This is a genomic window from Enterobacter sp. BIDMC 29 (assembly GCF_019378755.1).
Lineage (GTDB): Bacteria > Pseudomonadota > Gammaproteobacteria > Enterobacterales > Enterobacteriaceae > Enterobacter > Enterobacter ludwigii.
On sequence record NZ_CP080000.1, the window covers coordinates 2,347,143 to 2,366,948 of the forward strand.

The 19,806-nt window shown below is 54.5% G+C and carries 17 protein-coding genes; 12 read left to right on the top strand and 5 right to left on the bottom strand.

The features are described 5' to 3' along the window. Positions 1 to 45: 45 nt before the first annotated feature. Complete coding sequence (gene setB, locus JTA15_RS10500; protein WP_014170922.1) at positions 46 to 1,227, top strand: sugar efflux transporter SetB; 1,182 nt, start codon at positions 46 to 48, stop codon at positions 1,225 to 1,227. On the opposite strand, the gene JTA15_RS10505 is transcribed toward setB, so the two are convergent. Continuing rightward, the gene (locus JTA15_RS10505) at positions 1,224 to 1,478 is read right to left on the bottom strand and encodes a zinc/iron-chelating domain-containing protein (protein ID WP_020883186.1); all 255 of its coding nucleotides are present in this window, start codon (positions 1,476 to 1,478) and stop codon (positions 1,224 to 1,226) included. The two genes, setB and JTA15_RS10505, sit on opposite strands and share 4 nt — an antisense overlap. A 164-nt stretch (positions 1,479 to 1,642) precedes the next feature. On the opposite strand from JTA15_RS10505, the gene yeiP reads away from it, so the two are divergent. Further along, entirely contained in the window at positions 1,643 to 2,215 is a 573-nt protein-coding gene (yeiP, locus tag JTA15_RS10510; RefSeq protein WP_008500940.1) for an elongation factor P-like protein YeiP, read from the top strand. Positions 2,216 to 2,258: 43 nt separating this feature from the next. On the opposite strand, the gene uxuA is transcribed toward yeiP, so the two are convergent. Beyond that, positions 2,259 to 3,449, bottom strand: a complete 1,191-nt coding sequence (gene uxuA, locus JTA15_RS10515; RefSeq protein ID WP_121339262.1) for a mannonate dehydratase — start codon at positions 3,447 to 3,449, stop codon at positions 2,259 to 2,261. Positions 3,450 to 3,653: 204 nt separating this feature from the next. Here uxuA and JTA15_RS10520 point away from each other — a divergent pair, with 204 nt between their 5' ends. From JTA15_RS10520 to yejF, 9 genes are all read left to right on the top strand, one after another. Next, positions 3,654 to 5,120: a mannitol dehydrogenase family protein gene (locus tag JTA15_RS10520; RefSeq protein WP_219373205.1), complete on the top strand. Its 1,467-nt coding sequence runs from the start codon at positions 3,654 to 3,656 to the stop codon at positions 5,118 to 5,120. A gap of 123 nt (positions 5,121 to 5,243) precedes the next feature. Further along, entirely contained in the window at positions 5,244 to 6,230 is a 987-nt protein-coding gene (locus JTA15_RS10525; RefSeq protein WP_014170928.1) for a GTP-binding protein, read from the top strand. A gap of 33 nt (positions 6,231 to 6,263) precedes the next feature. After that, the gene (locus JTA15_RS10530; protein ID WP_025203633.1) at positions 6,264 to 6,977 is read left to right on the top strand and encodes a phosphatase PAP2 family protein; all 714 of its coding nucleotides are present in this window, start codon (positions 6,264 to 6,266) and stop codon (positions 6,975 to 6,977) included. A gap of 416 nt (positions 6,978 to 7,393) precedes the next feature. Beyond that, positions 7,394 to 7,963, top strand: coding sequence for a bifunctional murein DD-endopeptidase/murein LD-carboxypeptidase (gene mepS / locus JTA15_RS10535; protein WP_014170930.1), 570 nt, complete (start codon positions 7,394 to 7,396; stop codon positions 7,961 to 7,963). A 127-nt stretch (positions 7,964 to 8,090) separates the two neighbouring features. Further along, positions 8,091 to 9,632 (top strand): cyclic di-GMP phosphodiesterase, encoded by a 1,542-nt coding sequence (locus JTA15_RS10540; RefSeq protein ID WP_020883182.1) that lies wholly within the window; start codon positions 8,091 to 8,093, stop codon positions 9,630 to 9,632. A gap of 77 nt (positions 9,633 to 9,709) precedes the next feature. Beyond that, entirely contained in the window at positions 9,710 to 11,515 is a 1,806-nt protein-coding gene (locus JTA15_RS10545) for an extracellular solute-binding protein (protein ID WP_219373206.1), read from the top strand. 9 nt (positions 11,516 to 11,524) lie between these two features. Further along, on the top strand, positions 11,525 to 12,619 hold the full coding sequence (locus JTA15_RS10550) for a microcin C ABC transporter permease YejB (protein WP_014170933.1): 1,095 nt from the start codon (positions 11,525 to 11,527) through the stop codon (positions 12,617 to 12,619). Beyond that, positions 12,619 to 13,644, top strand: a complete 1,026-nt coding sequence (locus tag JTA15_RS10555; protein ID WP_014170934.1) for an ABC transporter permease — start codon at positions 12,619 to 12,621, stop codon at positions 13,642 to 13,644. The genes JTA15_RS10550 and JTA15_RS10555 overlap by 1 nt, the downstream gene beginning before the upstream one ends. Before the next feature lies 1 nt (position 13,645). Then, a complete protein-coding gene (yejF, locus tag JTA15_RS10560) occupies positions 13,646 to 15,235 on the top strand; it encodes a microcin C ABC transporter ATP-binding protein YejF (RefSeq protein ID WP_219373207.1) in 1,590 nt (529 codons plus the stop codon). A gap of 3 nt (positions 15,236 to 15,238) precedes the next feature. Here yejF and JTA15_RS10565 read toward each other — a convergent pair whose 3' ends face one another. The 3 genes from JTA15_RS10565 to rsuA form a co-directional block, all read right to left on the bottom strand. Next, positions 15,239 to 15,583: a YejG family protein gene (locus JTA15_RS10565; RefSeq protein ID WP_014170936.1), complete on the bottom strand. Its 345-nt coding sequence runs from the start codon at positions 15,581 to 15,583 to the stop codon at positions 15,239 to 15,241. Positions 15,584 to 15,863: 280 nt separating this feature from the next. Beyond that, positions 15,864 to 17,060, bottom strand: coding sequence for a Bcr/CflA family multidrug efflux MFS transporter (locus JTA15_RS10570; protein WP_014170937.1), 1,197 nt, complete (start codon positions 17,058 to 17,060; stop codon positions 15,864 to 15,866). Between the two features lie 15 nt (positions 17,061 to 17,075). Then, complete coding sequence (gene rsuA, locus JTA15_RS10575; RefSeq protein ID WP_014170938.1) at positions 17,076 to 17,783, bottom strand: 16S rRNA pseudouridine(516) synthase RsuA; 708 nt, start codon at positions 17,781 to 17,783, stop codon at positions 17,076 to 17,078. 151 nt (positions 17,784 to 17,934) lie between these two features. Between rsuA and JTA15_RS10580 the strand changes: the two genes are divergently transcribed. Beyond that, a complete protein-coding gene (locus JTA15_RS10580; protein ID WP_020883178.1) occupies positions 17,935 to 19,695 on the top strand; it encodes a DEAD/DEAH box helicase in 1,761 nt (586 codons plus the stop codon). Positions 19,696 to 19,806: the final 111 nt, after the last annotated feature.

Below are 19,806 nucleotides of genomic sequence, written 5' to 3' on the forward strand. Positions count from 1 at the left end.
CGTCGTACACTCCGCGTCTCTTTATGACTTGCTGATACTGAAAGTATGCATAACACCCCTGCCGCCGCCTCGCCAAAACCCTTTGATTTGACGTCCACGGCGTTTTTGATTGTTGCCTTCCTTACCGGCATTGCCGGGGCGTTACAGACGCCCACGCTGAGCCTGTTTCTGACCAATGAAGTCCACGCCCGTCCGGCAATGGTTGGCTTCTTTTTTACCGGCAGCGCCATCATCGGCATTCTGGTGAGTCAGTTTCTGGCGGGGCGTTCCGACAGAAAAGGCGATCGTAAAAGTCTGATCGTCTTTTGCTGCCTTCTCGGGGTGTTTGCCTGCGTGTTGTTTGCTTTTAATCGCAACTATTTCATCCTGCTGTTCGTGGGGGTGTTCCTGAGCAGCTTCGGTTCCACGGCGAACCCGCAGATGTTCGCCCTCGCCCGCGAGCACGCCGACCATACCGGTCGTGAAGCGGTGATGTTCAGCTCTATTCTGCGTGCCCAGGTGTCGCTGGCATGGGTCATTGGCCCGCCGCTGGCGTATGCCCTGGCGATGGGGTTTGGCTTTACGGTGATGTACCTGAGTGCGGCTGTCGCGTTTGTGGTGTGCGGCACCATGGTGTGGTTCTTCCTGCCGTCGATGCGCAAAGAGCCCAAAGTGGCTTCAGGCGTACTGGAAGCCCCGCGCCGTAACCGTCGTGATGCGCTGCTCCTGTTTGTTATCTGTACGTTGATGTGGGGAACAAACAGCCTTTATATTATCAACATGCCGCTGTTTATTATTGATGAGCTGCATCTGCCAGAGAAGCTGGCGGGCATTATGATGGGAACCGCGGCCGGGCTTGAGATCCCGACCATGCTGATCGCGGGCTATTACGCGAAGCGTTTCGGAAAGCGTTTTTTAATGCGCATCGCGGCTGTCGCAGGACTGCTGTTCTATATCGGTATGCTGACGGTGCACACGCCAGGACTCTTGCTGGCACTGCAGCTTCTCAACGCCATTTATATCGGCATACTCGCCGGGATTGGCATGCTCTACTTCCAGGACCTGATGCCAGGCCAGGCAGGCTCCGCCACCACCCTTTATACCAATACCACTCGCGTGGGCTGGATTATTGCAGGTTCAATGGCCGGCATCGTGGCCGAGATCTGGAGCTATCACACGGTATTCTGGATTGCGCTGGTGATGTGTACGCTGACGATAGGGTGTCTGGCGCGAATTAAGGACGTTTAAGGGGCGGTGAGCGCTTCCAGCTCAAGAAGGTAAGTGATCGCCTGCGTGCGCGTGCTGCCGCACATCTCCGCGGACGGCTGAAGGCCGGAACAGACTTTCGGGCGCAGCGGGGAACCAAAGATCATGCACAGGTTATTTTCAGCAAGCTGCACACAGCGGGTATTGGCAGGTTTGCCGTCCGGCATGCCAGGAATGGGGCTTGAAATGGACGGTGCGGTACAACACGCGCCACAATCGGGACGACAATCCATACAGGCTCTCTTTCGCTGAAGAACGCCCGCGCAGTCGGGCATTGCGCGCACAGTAACACCTTTTGTGTATTGATAGCAAAAGCCACGAATTCCGCTTGCCTGAAAGGCCGAGCACGAGTAATTTGGCGCGATATTTTTTACCACCCGTAAACAGGATTACTGCAATGCCAAGAGCGAACGAAATTAAGAAAGGTATGGTACTGAATTACAACGGCAAGCTGCTGATTGTGAAAGATATCGATATTCAGGCCCCGAGCGCCCGTGGTGCAGCAACGCTGTACAAAATGCGTTTCGCCGATGTGCGTACCGGTCTGAAAGTGGAAGAACGTTTTAAAGGTGACGATATCGTTGATACCGTGACCCTGACCCGCCGCTATGTTGATTTTTCCTACATTGATGGCAACGAATACGTGTTCATGGATAAAGAAGATTACACCCCGTATATCTTCACCAAAGATCAGATTGAAGAAGAACTCCTCTTTATTCCTGAAGGCGGGATGCCTGACATGCAGGTTCTGACCTGGGATGGCGTGCTGCTGGCGCTGGAGCTGCCGCAGACCGTGGATCTGGAAATCGTGGAAACGGCTCCGGGCATCAAAGGTGCATCCGCAAGTGCCCGCAACAAACCAGCAACCCTGACGACCGGTCTGGTGGTGCAGGTGCCAGAATACCTTTCCGCGGGCGAGAAAATCCGCATCCATATTGAAGAAAAACGCTATATGGGTCGCGCAGACTAATGCGATATTCGCCCGGTGGCACAACGCCACCGGGCAACAGACGTTACAGCAGTTCCGGGTATTTCGTCATCTTCAGCGCCAGCTCAACGCCCCGGACTTCCGCCATGCCTTTCAGACGACCAATCGCCGAATAACCTGGGTTCGTTTTCTTACGCAGATCGTCCAGCATCTGGTGACCATGATCGGGACGGAACGGGATAGGACGAACGTCACCCGCGTGCTTACGACGTACCTCTTCCGCCAGAATCGCATCCACTACCGCGACCATATTCACATCGCCGCCCAGGTGCGCTGCTTCATGGAAGGTTTTTGGATTATCCTCACGGCAGGTCGCACGCAGATGCGTGAAGTGAATACGATCGCCGAAGGTTTCAATCATCTGCACCAGATCGTTATCCGCACGCACGCCATAAGAGCCGGTACACATGGTGAATCCGTTATAGATACTGTCCACGGTCTCTTTCAGCCACTGCATATCTTCAATCGTGGACACGATTCGCGGTAAACCGAGAATAGGACGCGGTGGATCGTCCGGGTGCACAGCCAGACGTACGCCCGCTTCTTCCGCTACCGGTACGATAGCGCGCAGGAAAAACGCCATGTTTTCACGCAGCTGGTTTTTATCAATATTCCCGTATTCCGCCAGTCGCGCGCGGAACTGATCCAGCGTATAGCCCTCTTCAGCGCCCGGCAGGCCAGCAATAATATTGCGGGTCAGCTTTTCAATCTCGTCGTCACTGGCTGCGTTAAACCACGCGAGCGCCTGCTGCTGCTCTTCAGCCGTGTAATCGGCTTCTGCACCAGGACGTTTCAGGATGTGCAGCTCAAATGCGGCAAAGGCAATCTGATCGAAACGCAGCGCTTTTGAGCCGTCCGGCAACGTGTACTCAAGATCGGTTCGCGTCCAGTCAAGAATGGGCATGAAGTTATAGCAAACAGTATCAATACCGCAGGCCGCCAGGTGACGAATGCTCTGCTGGTAGTTGGCAATCCAGGTCTGATAATCACCTGAATGGGTTTTGATATCTTCGTGAACCGGGATGCTTTCCACCACAGACCAGGTCAGGCCTTTTTCCGCCAGCAGCGCCTGACGCTTTTTGATTTCTTCAATCGGCCATACCTGACCATTAGGAATGTGATGCAGCGCCGTCACGACACCCGTTGCGCCAGCCTGACGCACATCATCAAGAGAAACCGGATCGTTCGGCCCGTACCAACGCCAGGTCTGTTCCATTGCCTCACCTCTAAAGTTGTTATACCAATATGAATGACTACGATGACGACTACCATACATGTTTGCCGTAAAGGGTCAACACACCGCCACACATTGATTGATCAAACTCACACTTCGGGGATATTTACGGCTCACCAATTTTATTTGCTGTCATATAACTTTACACTGGCGTTGTTAATTAATGGTTAATCAGGTGTGTATTTCATGAAGACAATTGCCTCCACCTCGCTTCCTGCCCATGTCCAGCTCCCTCGCTACGATCGTAAGCAGTTACGCTCTCGCATCGTCCATTTTGGCTTCGGCGCATTTCACCGCGCGCATCAGGCCTTGTTAACAAACCGGGTGCTGAATGAGAAAGGCGGCGACTGGGGTATTTGTGAGATTAGCCTCTTCAGCGGCGACGTGCTGATGAGCCAGTTGCGCGCACAGGATCATCTCTTCACCGTGCTGGAAAAAGGGGCGGAGGGAAACCAGCCGATTATCGTCGGTGCCGTCCATGAATGTCTGAACGCAAAACTGGATTCTCTGCCTGCCATCATTGAGAAATTTTGTGAACCTCAGGTCGCCATTGTGTCGCTCACCATCACAGAGAAAGGTTATTGCATCGATCCCGCCACCGGTAATCTGGATTTGCACAACCCCCGGATCGTTCACGATCTGGAGAACCCGTCTGAACCGCACTCCGCGCCAGGGATCCTGGTCGAGGCGCTCCACCGCCGCCGTGAACGCGGTTTGTCCGCTTTTACCGTCCTCTCCTGCGACAACATCCCTGATAACGGCCATGTGGTGAAAAACGCGGTATTAGGGATGGCCCAGAAACGCGACCCGGCGCTGGCAGAGTGGATTGATTCACATGTGAGCTTTCCGGGGACCATGGTCGACCGAATTGTCCCCGCCGCGACCGAGGCGTCGCTGGCAGAAATCACGCAGGAGCTTGGAGTAGAAGATCCTTGTGCCATCAGCTGCGAACCGTTTATTCAGTGGGTAGTGGAAGACAATTTTGTTGCCGGACGCCCGGCATGGGAAGTGGCTGGCGTACAAATGGTGCAGGACGTTCTGCCGTGGGAACAGATGAAGTTGCGCATGCTCAACGGCAGCCACTCTTTCCTCGCGTATCTGGGCTACCTCGCCGGGTATGCGCACATTAACGAATGTATGGAAGACACCGCTTTTCGCGAAGCCGCACGTCGGTTAATGCTGAATGAGCAGGCTCCTACGTTGCGTATTAAGGATGTCGACCTCACGGCTTATGCCGATAGCCTGCTTGAACGCTTTGCCAATCCGGCACTGCAGCACCGGACCTGGCAAATTGCGATGGACGGAAGCCAGAAATTGCCGCAACGCATGCTGGATGGGATCCGCATCCATCTTGAACGTAAAACCGCGTGGCCGCTGCTGGCCCTGGGCGTTGCAGGCTGGATCCGCTACGTCAGCGGTACCGACGAGCGTGGCGACGCGATTGATGTGCGCGATCCGCTGAGTGATAAAATCCGCACCCTTGTTGCAGCCAGCAGCGACGCTGAGCGCGTCAACGCCCTGCTGGGGCTGAGTGAAATCTTTGGTCACGATCTCGCACAAAATAGCCTATTCGTGGAGGCCATCAGCCAGGCCTATCAGCGCATCACCCGCCATGGCGCGCGTCAGGCTGTTATCGAAACGTTAAATATTTAGCGATTATTGCGCTTAAGGCGAACGGCGATTGCCTCCGTTCGCCCTCCCCCTTCTCATTGCGCCCGTTTTTCGCCAGGATGATGGATAATTGTTATAGCATCACAATTATCGACTGGAGCGCACGTGACCAAAACCAACCTCATTACCGGTTTTCTCGGCAGCGGTAAAACCACCTCAATTCTCCACCTGCTGGCCAATAAGGATCCGGCAGAAAAATGGGCCGTCCTGGTCAATGAATTTGGCGAAGTGGGTATTGATGGCGCATTACTGGCAGACAGCGGCGCGATGATCAAAGAGATCCCCGGAGGCTGCATGTGCTGCGTAAATGGTCTGCCGATGCAGGTCGGGCTGAATACGCTGCTGCGTCAGGGCAAACCAGACCGTCTGCTGATTGAACCGACCGGGCTGGGTCATCCGAAGCAAATTCTCGATTTACTGACCGCGCCGGTCTACGAGCCGTGGATCGATCTGCGTGCCACGCTGTGCCTGCTGGACCCCCGTCAGCTGCTGGATGAAAAAGCCGTGACCAACGAGAACTTCCGCGACCAGCTCGCCTCGGCAGATATTATCGTCGCCAATAAAGAGGATCGCGCAACGGCGGAAAGCCAGTCCGCACTGGAGACATGGTGGCAGCACTTCGGTGGCAACCGTCAGCGGGTGCAGACCACCCAGGGGAAAATTGATAACGCCCTGCTTGACCTGCCTCGCCTGAACCTGGCGGCGCTTCCGGCAAGCGCGGAACACGCCCACAGCCATCCGCAAAAACAGGGTCTGGCTGCCCTGAGCCTGCCGGAACACCAGCGCTGGCGTCGTAACCTTAACAGCGGCCAGGGCTATCAGGCCTGCGGATGGATTTTCGATGCAGATACCGTATTCGACACCATCGGCATACTCGAATGGGCCAGACTGGCTCCGGTCGATCGTGTTAAAGGGATCATGCGCACCCCGGACGGGCTGGTGCGGATCAACCGTCAGGGCGAAGATTTCTTTATCGAAACGCAAAATGTGGCGCCACCTGATAGCCGAATAGAGTTAATTAGTGCGGTTAACGCCGACTGGAATGCCCTGCAGTCCAGCCTGTTGAAGCTTCGTTTAAGTTTGGGCGGCTAACGTTGCCCCAGATTTCACTCTATGCTGAATGTTATGACGACTCGACTTCCCCTGATATTACTGCTTAATGTCGCCGGTCTGGCGCTCTTTTTCTCCTGGTATATCCCGGCGAATCATGGTGTCTGGTTTCCGCTGGATTCTGCCATTTTTCACTTCTTCAACCAGGAACTGGTGAAGAGCGAAGCCTTCCTGTGGCTGGTTGCTATCACGAATAACCGCGCCTTTGACGGCTGCTCGCTGCTGGCGATGGGCGGCCTGATGCTCTCTTTCTGGCTGAAAGAGGACAAAACAGGACGCCGCCGTATTCTGATTATTGGTTTGATGATGTTGCTGCTTGCGGTGGTAATTAACCAGCTGGCAACGGCCATTATTCCGGTTAAGCGTTCCAGCCCAACGCTCTTCTTCCCCGATATTTATCGCGTCAGCGAGCTGCTGCATATTCCAACGAAAGATGCGTCGAAGGCCAGTTTCCCGGGCGATCACGGAATGATGCTGCTTATTTTTTCCGGCGTGATGCTCCGCTATTTCGGCCGAAAAGCCTTTGCGATAGCCCTGATTATTTTTGTGGTTTTTGCCTTCCCACGGGTAATGATTGGTGCTCACTGGTTTACTGATATTGCAGTCGGTTCGCTCTCTTCTGTGCTGGTTGCGCTGCCGTGGTGTCTGATGACACCGCTGAGCGACAAGATAATAGCCGTGTTCGATCGCTACCTCCCCGGCAAAACGCAACAAATCAGAAACCAATAATTAACCTTAATTAACACTATGCATCAGGGATCGTTTTGATCCTTGATGCACTTTTCTCCCCTTYMCCCCCCTCCCGTCATCATTTCGTCACAATATTCGTGATAAAAATGAATGTGTTGCACGGTTTTTAACCTTGATCGTGCGCTTTTTGAACAATTATCAATTTTTACTTTCTGTATCACAATTTCTTATAAAAAAAAGGCTTTTTTTGCTCGCAATACCCCAGGCAATCGGTTAATCTCGAACTCGTTTTGCCCCATAGAGATAATTATTTCGCTGGTGAATAAATTTGTGCGCTACGCCACAAATGTGATCAGAAAGAATTGTCTCATTGTGAACAGATAATTAGTCTCGTCACGTTTGGCATTTTTTATAACGATATTTGTCGTTAAGGACTTCAAGGGATAATAAACAAAATGGTCAAATCTCAACCGATTTTGAGATATATCTTACGGGGGATCCCGGCGATAGCAGTGGCGGTATTGTTATCTGCATGTAGTACATCGAACACCGCAAAGAATATGCATCCTGAGACGCGTGTTGTGGGAATGGAAGATTCCTCGTCACTGCAAGCCTCTCAGGATGAATTTGAAAATATGGTACGTAATCTGGACGTGAAGTCCCGTATTATGGACCAGTATGCTGACTGGAAAGGCGTGCGTTATCGTCTTGGCGGCAGCACCAAAAAAGGGATTGATTGTTCCGGTTTCGTACAGCGTACTTTCCGTGAGCAGTTTGGGTTAGATCTTCCGCGTTCAACTTACGAACAGCAGGAGATGGGCAAGTCGATTTCACGCACTAAACTGCGCACCGGGGATTTAGTCCTGTTCCGTGCGGGTTCGACAGGTCGACATGTTGGCATCTACATTGGCAATGACCAGTTTGTACATGCCTCCACCAGCAGCGGTGTGACCATTTCCAGCATGAACGAACCTTACTGGAAGAAGCGCTATAACGAAGCGCGCCGCGTACTGACCCGCAGTTAAAATAATCATTGTATCGTTGGTTATCCCTTGGCCGGCGATATGATAAAAAAAAGCACTGCTTCGGCGGTGTTTTTTTTTGCCCGTTACACTGAATACATTCAGCGGCAATCCAGGAACCACGACGTCTATGTTCACCCGCTACTTCTCCAGTAATCGCAAGATACTTTTCCTCAGCCTTATCACCGGCCTGATCACAGCCCTGCTCCTGGGTTCATTGCAATTTTTCTGGAGCTACCACAAGCGGGAAGTCAGATTCGACACCCTGATTGACGACGTGAGCATCTACATGGAAAGCTACTTCGATGAGTTGAAAAGCTCTATCGATCTCCTTCAGCCGCTCACGCTGAACAGCTGCCACGACGTCAACGCTGAGCTGACCTCTCGCGCGGCCTTTAGCCTTAACGTGCGCGCCTTTTTGCTGGTCAGGGATAAACTGGCGTACTGCTCTTCAGCCACCGGTCCGATGAACGTCCCGATGGAAGAACTGATACCCGAGCTGCACATTGATAAACAGATTGATATGGCGTTACTGCCGGGTACACCGATGATGCCGCACAGACCCGCGATTGCCATCTGGTATCGAAATCCGCTGGTGAAGGATGGCGGCGTGTTTACTTCGGTAAACATCAACCTGACTCCGTATATGCTTTACACCGCACGCCAGAACGAGTTCGCGGGCATTGCCATCATCATTGGCGACAATGCGTTGTCGACCAGGTCCGCCACACTGGTTAAGGCACAGGATTTACATGAAACGCCGGCGCGTACCGCGACCCTAAAAGAGGTTCCGCTGACGATCAAACTGTACGCCGAAGAGTGGACGAGCGATGAAATCCTGTTCGCGGTGTTCTTTGGACTGGTCTGCGGGATCGCGGCCGGCTCGCTTAATTTCTATATCCTCACCACGCGTCTTAACCCAGGCAAAGAGATCCTGAGCGCCATTAAACGCGGCCAGTTTTATGTGGTGTATCAACCTGTTGTGGATGCCGAGACGCTGCAAATGCGTGGTGTCGAAGTCCTGATGCGCTGGAAACACCCGACGATGGGGGAAATTCCGCCTGATGCCTTTATCAACTTCGCCGAAGCGCAGAAGCTGATTGTGCCGCTGACGCTGCATCTCTTTGACCTCATCATCCGCGACGCGCCGGTATTACAAACCCTTCTGCCACCGGGCGCAAAACTGGGCATTAACATTGCGCCGGGGCATCTGCATGCGGAAAGCTTCAAAGAGGATATGCGCACTTTCCTGGACTTAATGCCGCCGGATCATTTCCAGATCGTGCTGGAAATCACCGAGCGCGACATGGTTAACCATCGGGAAGCCAACAATCTTTTCGAATGGCTGCACAATGAAGGCTTTGAAATTGCGATTGATGATTTTGGTACCGGCCACAGTGCGCTGATTTACCTTGAGCGTTTCACCATGGATTACATCAAAATTGACCGGGGTTTTGTCAACGCGATCGGGACGGAAACCGTGACCTCCCCGGTGCTTGATGCCGTACTCACCCTGGCAAGGCGATTGAATATGTCGACCGTCGCCGAAGGGGTGGAGACGCCGGAGCAGGCAGCCTGGCTGCGCGAACATGGCGTTGTTTTCCTTCAGGGTTACTGGATTAGCCGCCCGATGCCGCTGGAGCAGTTCCGCCAATGGCAGCCTGAACGTTGAATGATTTCACATTGCCCGTGACGTCACTTATTATTCAGCTTAACTGAGCTGGTCAGTCGAAAGGGAGCCGCCGCGAGATGCTTATGCGCTTTATGTTGCTGCTGTTGGCATTAACGAGCCTGTCCAGCCAGGCGCAAACCATCAAAGAGAACATCGCGTTCTCTGTGATTGGTGAGCCAAAGTACGCGGTCAATTTTACGCACTTCGATTACGTCAACCCTGCCGCGCCAAAAGGCGGAAACGTGACTCTCTCCGCCACGGGGACGTTCGACAACTTCAACCGCTTCGCCCTGCGCGGCGTGGCGGCGGCGCGAACAGAATCGCTCTACGATACGCTGTTTGTTACGTCTGATGATGAACCCGGCAGTTACTACCCGCTGATTGCGGACAACGTGCGTTACGCGGATAACTTCGCGTGGGCGGAAATTTCGATTAACCCACGGGCGCGTTTTCACGATGGGACGCCGGTCAAAGCCAGCGACATTGCCTTCACATTTCACAAATTTATGACTGAGGGCGTTCCCCAGTTCCGCATTGTCTACAAAGGCGTTACGGTCAAAGCCATTGCCCCGCTCACGGTGCGTATTGAGCTGAGTGAGCCGAATAAAGAGAACATGCTCAGCCTGTTCTCCCTGCCCGTGATGCCTGAATCGTTCTGGAAAGATCACAAACTTAGCGATCCGCTCTCCACCCCCCCGCTGGCGGGTGGCCCTTACCGCATCACCAACTGGCGCATGGGGCAGTATGTTGTCTATTCCCGGGTCAAAGACTACTGGGCGGCAAACCTGCCGGTAAACCGGGGCCGCTGGAATTTCGATACCCTTCGCTACGATTACTACCTTGACGATAACGTGGCATTTGAAGCATTCAAAGCCGGTGCGTTCGATATGCGCGTGGAGAGCAGCGCTAAAAACTGGGCGACACGGTATATCGGCAAAAACTTCGCTAACGGGTATATCGTTAAAGACGAGCATAAAAACGCGTCCGCTCAGGATACGCGCTGGCTGGCGTTTAATATCCAGCGTCCGGTATTTACTGACCGCCGGGTGCGGGAAGCCATTACCCTGGCCTTTGATTTTGAATGGATGAACAAAGCGCTATTTTACGGCGCTTACAGCCGGGCAAATAGCTATTTCCAGAACACTGAATATGCCGCACGCGATTACCCAAAAGCGGACGAACTTGTCCTGCTGGCACCGCTGAAAGCAGAACTGCCACCGGAGGTGTTCACGACGGTATTTCAGCCTCCGGCGTCAAAGGGTGACGGCTACGATCGCGACAACCTGCTTAAAGCCAGTAAACTGCTGGATGACGCAGGCTGGCCACTGAAGAATCAAAAACGCGTCGATTCCAGAACGGGCAAACCGTTAAGCTTTGAGCTGCTGCTTGCGTCCGGAAGCAACGATCAGTGGGTGCTGCCGTTTAAGCACAATCTTGAACGGCTGGGGATTACCATGAACATTCGCCAGGTCGACAACGCGCAGCTCACCAACCGCAAACGCAGCCGTGATTACGACATGATGCAAACCCTGTGGCCCGCGCAGCCGTGGCCCAGCTCAGATCTGCAAATCTCCTGGGCATCCAGCTATATCGACTCCTCCTACAATGCGCCGGGGGTGAAAAGCCCGGCGATTGATGCCTTGATTGCGAAAATTGTGGCGGCGCAGGGTGATAAAGAAAAACTCCTGCCGCTGGGACGCGCCCTCGACAGGGTCTTAACCTGGAATTACTACATGCTGCCAATGTGGTATATGGGCGAAGACCGGCTTGCGCGCTGGGACAAGTTCTCCGAGCCTGCCGTACGCCCTGTCTATTCACTGGGCTTCGACACCTGGTGGTATGACGTTAACAAAGCCGCCAGACTTCCCGCTGAGCGGCGATAAGGAATCATCATGGGTGCGTATCTGATCCGCCGTCTCCTGCTGATTATCCCGACCCTCTGGGCAATCATCACGATTAACTTTTTTATTGTGCAAATCGCGCCCGGCGGCCCGGTCGACCAGGCTATTGCAGCCATTGAATTTGGCAACAGCGGCGGCATGCCTGGTGGCGGTGGCGAAGGAATGGGCGCGAGCCATGCCCGCACCGGCCTGGGAAATATCAGTGAAAGCCATTATCGCGGCGGACGTGGCCTGGATCCGGAAGTCATCGCCGAGATCACCCATCGTTATGGCTTCGACAAACCGCTTCACGAGCGGTATTTCAACATGCTCTGGGACTACCTCCGCTTTGATTTTGGCGACAGCCTGTTTCGCAGCGCGTCAGTTTTAACATTGATTAAGCAAAGTCTGCCGGTGTCGATTACCCTTGGGCTGTGGGGAACGTTGATTATTTATCTCGTCTCTATTCCCCTGGGGATCCGTAAAGCGGTTCACAACGGCAGCCGCTTCGATGTCTGGAGCAGCACGTTTATCATCATCGGCTATGCCATTCCGGCGTTTCTGTTTGCCGTTCTGTTGATTGTCTTTTTTGCCGGTGGCAGCTATTTCGATATCTTTCCGCTGCGGGGGCTGGTGTCAGCGGATTTCAGCACCCTGCCCTGGTACAAGAAGATCACCGATTATTTCTGGCACATCACGCTGCCGGTGCTTGCGACCGTCATTGGCGGCTTTGCGGCCCTGACCATGTTGACCAAAAACGCCTTTCTCGATGAAATCCGTAAACAGTACGTTGTGACTGCCCGTGCGAAGGGCGTCGGCGAAAAGCAGATCATGTGGAAACATGTCTTTCGCAACGCCATGCTGCTGGTGATTGCCGGATTTCCTGCCACGTTCATCAGTATGTTTTTTACCGGCTCGCTGCTGATAGAGGTGATGTTCTCCCTCAACGGACTGGGCTTGCTGGGATATGAAGCCACCGTGTCGCGCGATTATCCAGTCATGTTTGGCACACTTTATATCTTCACCCTGATTGGCCTGCTGCTGAATATCATCAGCGATATCAGCTATACGCTGGTTGATCCCCGAATTGATTTTGAGGGCCGCTGATGCCGCGTTTAAGCCCCGTCAACCAGGCCCGATGGGCCCGTTTTCGCCACAACCGCCGCGGTTACTGGTCGCTGTGGATCTTTGCCGTCCTGTTTGTCTTAAGCATGTGTTCGGAATTGATTGCCAACGATAAACCGCTGCTGGTGCACTTTAACGACCGCTGGTATGTGCCCGTTCTCACCCAATACAGCGAAAGCGATTTTGGTGGCCCGTTTGCGACGCCCGCTGAATATCAGGATCCGTGGCTTCGCCAGCAAATTGAACAGCACGGCTGGGCACTCTGGGCACCGGTGCGTTTTGGCGCAAACAGCATTAACTTTGCGACCACCACCCCCTTCCCTTCCCCGCCTTCCGCGCAAAACTGGCTGGGAACGGATGCCAACGGCGGCGATGTGCTGGCACGCATCCTCTACGGCACGCGGATCTCGATCCTCTTTGGGCTGATGCTGACCGTCTTTTCCAGCGTGATGGGCGTGGTAGCTGGTGCCGTTCAGGGCTACTACGGCGGGAAAATCGACCTGTGGGGTCAACGTTTTATTGAAGTCTGGTCAGGCATGCCGACGCTGTTTCTGATCATTCTGCTTTCAAGCGTGGTACAGCCAAACTTCTGGTGGCTGTTAGGCATTACCGTCATCTTCGGCTGGATGGCGCTGGTAGGCGTGGTGCGGGCGGAATTCCTGCGCACCCGTAATTACGATTACATTCGCGCTGCCCAGGTGCTGGGGGTGAGCGACCGCGGGATCATTTTCCGCCATATGCTTCCTAACGCCGTGGTAGCGACCCTCACTTTCCTGCCGTTTATTCTGTGCAGTTCCATCACTACCCTCACCTCGCTTGATTTCCTTGGCTTCGGGCTCCCTCTCGGTTCCCCGTCGCTCGGCGAGCTACTGCTGCAGGGCAAGAACAACCTGCAGGCACCGTGGTTAGGCATCACCGCCTTTCTTGCCGTGGCCGTGCTGCTTTCACTGCTGATTTTTATTGGCGAAGCCGTGCGCGATGCTTTTGATCCCAACAAGGCGGTATAAGATGACGCAGCCCCTTCTCAGTATTGATAACCTGTCGATTGCCTTTTCAAAACAGGGTGAGGCGCGTACCGTGGTCACGGAGTTGTCGCTGCAGATCCAGCGCGGCGAAACGCTGGCGCTGGTAGGCGAGTCAGGCTCTGGCAAGAGCGTATCGGCACTGTCGATCCTGCGCCTGCTTCCGTCTCCGCCCGTCAGCTATCCGCAAGGCGACATTCTGTTTCACGGTCACTCGCTGCTGCATGCTGATGAAAAAACCCTGCGCGGGATTCGCGGCAATAACATTGCCATGATTTTCCAGGAGCCGATGGTCTCTCTTAACCCGCTGCACACGCTGGAAAAACAGCTCTATGAAGTGCTGTCCCTGCACCGGGGCATGCGCAAAGAGGCGGCGCGGGGGGAGATTCTGGATTGTCTTGAACGAACCGGCATTCGCAATGCCGCAAAACGGCTGAACGATTTCCCCCATCAGCTTTCCGGCGGCGAACGTCAGCGGGTGATGATTGCAATGGCCCTGCTCACGCGACCCGAACTGTTGATTGCCGATGAGCCCACCACCGCGCTGGACGTGACGGTGCAGGCGCAAATTCTGCGGCTGCTGCGGGAGCTGCGTGACGAACTGAACATGAGCCTGCTGTTTATCACCCATAATCTCAGCATTGTGAGAAAGCTCGCCGACAGCGTCGCCGTGATGCAAAACGGACGCTGCGTCGAGCAGAACACCGCAGCCACCCTGCTGAAAGCGCCTCAGCACCCCTATACGCAGCGTCTGCTTGATAGCGAGCCCACGGGTGACCCGGTTCCCCTGCCGGCTGACAGCGCGCCGTTGCTGCGCGTTGAGGGGCTGGGCGTGTCGTTTCCTGTTCGCAAAGGGATTCTGCGGCGCATCGTCGACCAGAATCCGGTATTGAAAAATATCCATTTTTCCCTGCGTCCGGGCGAATCGCTGGGACTGGTGGGCGAGTCCGGTTCGGGAAAAAGCACCACCGGCCTGGCACTGCTGCGCTTAATCGCCTCGCAGGGTGAGATCCTCTTTGACGGTATGCCGCTGCACAACTGGAACCGTCGCCAGATGTTGCCCGTTCGTCCCCGCATGCAGGTTGTGTTTCAGGATCCAAACTCCTCGCTTAACCCACGGCTGAACGTATTACAGATTGTCGAAGAGGGTCTGCGCGTTCATCAGCCGGCATTGACCGTCCGGCAGCGGGAAGAAGAAGTGATATGCGTTATGGCAGAAGTTGGCTTAGATCCGGATACCCGGCACCGCTACCCGGCTGAATTTTCCGGCGGTCAGCGCCAGCGTATCGCCATTGCCCGCGCGCTGATCCTCAAACCGGAGCTGATCATTCTGGATGAACCAACGTCGTCGCTGGACAGAACCGTTCAGGCTCAAATCCTGGCATTACTGAAAGGATTGCAGGAAAAGCACAGGCTGGCCTATATCTTTATCAGCCATGATTTACAGGTTGTGCGGGCGTTATGCCATCAGGTGATTGTGTTGCGACAGGGAGAAGTGGTCGAGCAGGGAGAGTGCCAGCGCGTATTTGCTGCGCCAACGCAGAGCTACACGCGCCAGCTGTTGTCCGCAGACTAGCGCTCAGAAAGGATACTGGCCCGAGAAAGGCTCAGCGATAGCAACACCAAAGTTTTTCAGACGGCAGGTCGCGGCAAATTCATCCTGGCTTTTCACGAACAGGCAGGGTTCACCTTCACACTCCAGTACGGAGCTGTCCACTTCAATATCCGTCAGGGCCTCGCTGAGACGCTCCATGACTCGCCATGCATTTTCGTCGCTCGGGCTCAGCAACTTAAGTGCAACCAGACAATTCTCGCAACCCGCGACGCTTTGCGGAATCGGTTCAACTTTCGAACCTGCAAAACCCGCCGACCAGCGATAGCTCTGGGGCAAGCGATGGACTATGGAGAGTTGTAATGTATTCACGTTCGTTCCCCGGAAGCAAAATTTACTTCACAATTTATTTACATTTATAGTAACACATCATCGCCAGCCTGCACTATTCGGCGCTTTTTTATAGGTGTTCAGGCTCGCGTCGGCGCTATATGTACCCGTTTCTGCGATCTAACTCAACCTTTTTAAATACAATGATGTGACTTTTTACACAAATAGATTTTACATAAAAGAAACAAACACAGGGTAAACGAACGCAGCTTTGGTTGATGTGTGTCAACAAAAAAGGCCCTGACTGGGCCTTATTTGCGCGTTAGCTGGCCACCTTTCGCGGCCGACTGGCGTAGAGATAGAAAAGAATGGAGCTGGTTGCACAAAACGCCATCGCCCACAGCATCGGCCAGGCCGTATTAAACGTGGCCATCGACAATAACGCCCCGACGATGGCGCCGATGCCAAAGCGGAATGTTCCGGCCAGCGACGAGGCGGTGCCTGCCATATGCGGGAATTCGTCGAGGATCACCGCCATCGCATTGGAGGAAACCATCGACACGCAGCCGACGAAGGCCGCAACCCCCACCACCAGCGCCCAGAAGCCCACGCCTGTAAAAGCACTCAGCACCAGCCAGATAGCCATCACAAACTGGATCCAAAGCCCGGCGCGGAACATGTTCAACGCCCCGACTCGGCGGACAAAGCGGCTGTTAATGATGGTCATAATGAACAGGAAGACGATGTTGAGCGCAAAGTAATAACCGAAGTGCTGCGGAGAAACATGGTTCAGTTCGATATAGACAAACGGCCCGGCGCTCAGGAATGAGAACATCCCGGCGAAGCTGAAACCGCTCGCCAGCATATAGCTCAGCACGCGCTTATGGCGAAACAGTGAGGCGAAATTCCCCATTGTGGTTCGGATGTGGAACTTCTGTCGGCGCTCCGCGGGTAGCGTTTCATCAATAAAGAAGAAGATCATTGCCGAGGCCAGCAGCGCGGCAAGCGCCAGGATCCAGAAAATCACATGCCAGCTGAACCATACCAGCACCGCACCGCCGGCCATAGGAGCCACCAGCGGTGCAATCGTCGTCACCAGCATCACGAACGACATCATCCGGGAGAACTCTTCTTTCGGGTAGATATCGCGCATCAGGGCATTGATCACCACGCTTGCCGCTGCCGCTGCCAGACCGTGGAAAAAGCGCATGACAATCAGTTGATCGATGGTTTGCGCCTGCGCACAGGCCACCGCTGCCCCTGCAAAAATCAGGGTCCCGCCAAGAATAACGGGCTTGCGGCCAAAGCTGTCCGCCATCGGGCCATAAAACAGCTGACCGAGGGCAAAACCGAGAATATAGGTGCTGAGCGTCATCTGCGCGCTGCCTGCCGGTACGCCAAACTGCGCGGAAATAACCGGCAGCGCAGGCAGATACATATCAATAGACAGCGGCATCAGCATGGCCAGCAGGCCAAGAATGAAGACAATTTTGAACGACGAGTGTGGCCTGGTGGTCACAGAGTTCTCCTGAAATTAATGCGAAGGCAGACCAACGCTGGCGATCTCTTCTTCCGTTAACGGGCGATATTCGCCGGGCGCCAGCTCAGGATCGAGTTCAATTGCGCCAATACGTTCACGATGCAGACCGACAACGTGGTTACCCACCGCGGCAAACATACGCTTCACCTGATGGTAGCGCCCTTCACTGATGGTCAGACGAACCTCGGTAGGCGCGATCACTTCAAGCACGGCAGGCCGGGTCAGATCTTTTTCATTATGCAACTGAACGCCGTTGGCAAATTGTTCTGCCGTGTCATCCGCGACCGGAGACTCCAGCGTCACCCGATACGTCTTCTCGCAGTGATGACGGGGAGACGTGATACGGTGCGACCACTGCCCGTCGTCGGTCATCAGCACCAGCCCGGTGGTGTCGATATCGAGACGGCCAGCGGCATGCAGCTTGTGCGCGACCGGTTCGTCGAGGAAATAAAGCACCGTTGGATGATCCGGATCGTCCGTAGAACAGACATAGCCTTCCGGCTTATTGAGCATGAAATAGCGCGGCCCGTGCTGTTGGGTCAGCGGGTTGCCGTCATATTCAACCTGATGGTCAGGCTGGAGTTTGAATGCAGTGTCTTTCACAATGTCGCCATCCACGGTAACGCGGCTGGCGCGAATTTCACGCCCGGCAATAGCGCGGCTTACGCCGAGTTGCTGAGCGATAAACTTATCAAGTCGCATGAAATCTTTTTAGCCTTAATGGTGCTGGAAGTCGGACAACAGGTCCGAAAAAGAAGCAGTCTGGAATGGCTCAGTATAATGGTCTGGTTGCGCCACTCAAGGGAAAAAGTTTCGTGGCATACTATATGCGAAATAACTAAACCGAGACCCCATGACTTTTACACTTCGTCCTTATCAGCAGGAAGCCGTTGACGCCACTCTCGCCTGGTTTCGTAAACACCAGGCACCGGCGGCCATTGTGCTTCCGACCGGTGCTGGCAAAAGCCTGGTGATCGCCGAACTGGCGCGTCTGGCACGCGGACGCGTGCTGGTGCTGGCCCACGTCAAAGAGCTGGTGGCGCAGAACCATGCCAAGTATTGCGCGCTCGGGCTGGAAGCTGACATTTTCGCTGCCGGGCTAAAGCGCAAAGAGAGCCACGGCAAAGTGGTCTTTGGCAGCGTACAGTCGGTGGCCCGCAACCTTGATCTGTTTCGCAGTGAATTTTCGCTGCTGATTGTCGACGAGTGTCACCGCATCAGCGATGACGACGACAGCCAGTATCAGCAAATCCTCACTCACCTGAAAGAGGTGAACCCGCACCTTCGCCTGCTTGGCCTGACGGCGACCCCGTTTCGCCTGGGTAAAGGCTGGATCTATCGCTACCATTATCACGGCATGGTGCGCGGCGATGAGAAAGCGCTGTTCAGCGACTGTATCTATGAACTTCCTTTGCGCTACATGATCAAGCATGGCTACCTGACGCCGCCCGAGCGGCTGGACATGCCGGTGGTGCAGTACGATTTCAGCCGGTTACAGGCGCAGAGCAACGGGTTATTCAGCGAAGCGGAGTTGAACCAGGAGCTGAAAAAGCAAAAGCGCATTACCCCGCATATCATTAGCCAGATAGAAGAGTTCGCCGCGACGCGCAAAGGGGTCATGATCTTTGCCGCCACCGTGGAGCATGCGCGAGAAATTACCGGGCTGTTGCCCGCCGAGGACGCGGCCTTAATCACCGGCGAGACGCCCGGGCCGGAGCGCGACCGCCTGATCGACGCCTTCAAAGCGCAACAATTCCGCTATCTGGTGAACGTGTCGGTGTTAACCACCGGGTTTGATGCCCCGCATGTCGATCTGATTGCCATTTTACGTCCGACCGAATCGGTCAGTCTTTATCAGCAGATTGTGGGGCGCGGCCTGCGCCTGGCGCCCGGGAAAACCGACTGTCTTATTCTGGATTACGCCGGAAACCCGCACGATCTCTACTCTCCGGAAGTCGGCACGCCAAAAGGCAAAAGCGACAACGTCCCCGTTCAGGTCTTTTGCCCTGCCTGTGGTTTTGCCAACACCTTCTGGGGTAAAACCACCGCAGACGGCACGCTGATTGAACATTTTGGCCGCCGCTGTCAGGGCTGGTTTGAAGATGACGAAGGACATCGCGAACAGTGCGATTTCCGTTTCCGCTTTAAAAACTGCCCGCAGTGCAATGCGGAAAACGATATTGCCGCCCGTCGCTGTCGCGAATGCGATACGGTTCTGGTCGATCCTGATGACATGTTAAAAGCAGCGCTGAAGTTAAAAGATGCGCTGGTGCTGCGCTGTTCCGGTATGGCACTGCAACCCGGCGCGGATGACAAAGGCGAGTGGCTGAAAATCACCTATTACGATGAAGACGGCGCAGACGTCAGCGAGCGCTTCAGGGTACATACGCCTGCCCAGCGTATGGCCTTCGAACAACTCTTTATTCGCCCGCACACCCGTACTCCCGGTGTACCGCTGCGCTGGATTACCGTGGCCGATATCGTGCGTCAGCAGGTGTTACTGCGCCACCCGGATTTTGTTGTGGCTCGTATGAAAGGACAGTTCTGGCAGGTTCGGGAAAAGGTGTTTGATTACGAAGGCCGTTTTCGTCGCGCCAACGAATTGCGCGGTTAAGGGGACTTTTCATTGATGTGAAGGGCATTTGAGTATAAAATGCCGCCCGCTTCATATCCGTGAAGCAGAACACTCACCTGCTGCTGGGTCGCCTGTAGTAGGGTTTAAAAT

Coding starts and splice junctions, on each gene's coding strand:
- JTA15_RS10580 (WP_020883178.1), top strand. CDS start 17,935: ATGACTTTTACACTTCGTCCTTATCAGCAGGAAGCCGTTGACGCCACT.
- JTA15_RS10555 (WP_014170934.1), top strand. CDS start 12,619: ATGCCGCGTTTAAGCCCCGTCAACCAGGCCCGATGGGCCCGTTTTCGC.
- JTA15_RS10530 (WP_025203633.1), top strand. CDS start 6,264: ATGACGACTCGACTTCCCCTGATATTACTGCTTAATGTCGCCGGTCTG.
- JTA15_RS10540 (WP_020883182.1), top strand. CDS start 8,091: ATGTTCACCCGCTACTTCTCCAGTAATCGCAAGATACTTTTCCTCAGC.
- rsuA (WP_014170938.1), bottom strand. CDS start 17,783: ATGCGACTTGATAAGTTTATCGCTCAGCAACTCGGCGTAAGCCGCGCT.
- JTA15_RS10550 (WP_014170933.1), top strand. CDS start 11,525: ATGGGTGCGTATCTGATCCGCCGTCTCCTGCTGATTATCCCGACCCTC.
- setB (WP_014170922.1), top strand. CDS start 46: ATGCATAACACCCCTGCCGCCGCCTCGCCAAAACCCTTTGATTTGACG.
- uxuA (WP_121339262.1), bottom strand. CDS start 3,449: ATGGAACAGACCTGGCGTTGGTACGGGCCGAACGATCCGGTTTCTCTT.
- JTA15_RS10520 (WP_219373205.1), top strand. CDS start 3,654: ATGAAGACAATTGCCTCCACCTCGCTTCCTGCCCATGTCCAGCTCCCT.
- yeiP (WP_008500940.1), top strand. CDS start 1,643: ATGCCAAGAGCGAACGAAATTAAGAAAGGTATGGTACTGAATTACAAC.
- JTA15_RS10545 (WP_219373206.1), top strand. CDS start 9,710: ATGCTTATGCGCTTTATGTTGCTGCTGTTGGCATTAACGAGCCTGTCC.
- JTA15_RS10505 (WP_020883186.1), bottom strand. CDS start 1,478: ATGGATTGTCGTCCCGATTGTGGCGCGTGTTGTACCGCACCGTCCATT.
- mepS (WP_014170930.1), top strand. CDS start 7,394: ATGGTCAAATCTCAACCGATTTTGAGATATATCTTACGGGGGATCCCG.
- yejF (WP_219373207.1), top strand. CDS start 13,646: ATGACGCAGCCCCTTCTCAGTATTGATAACCTGTCGATTGCCTTTTCA.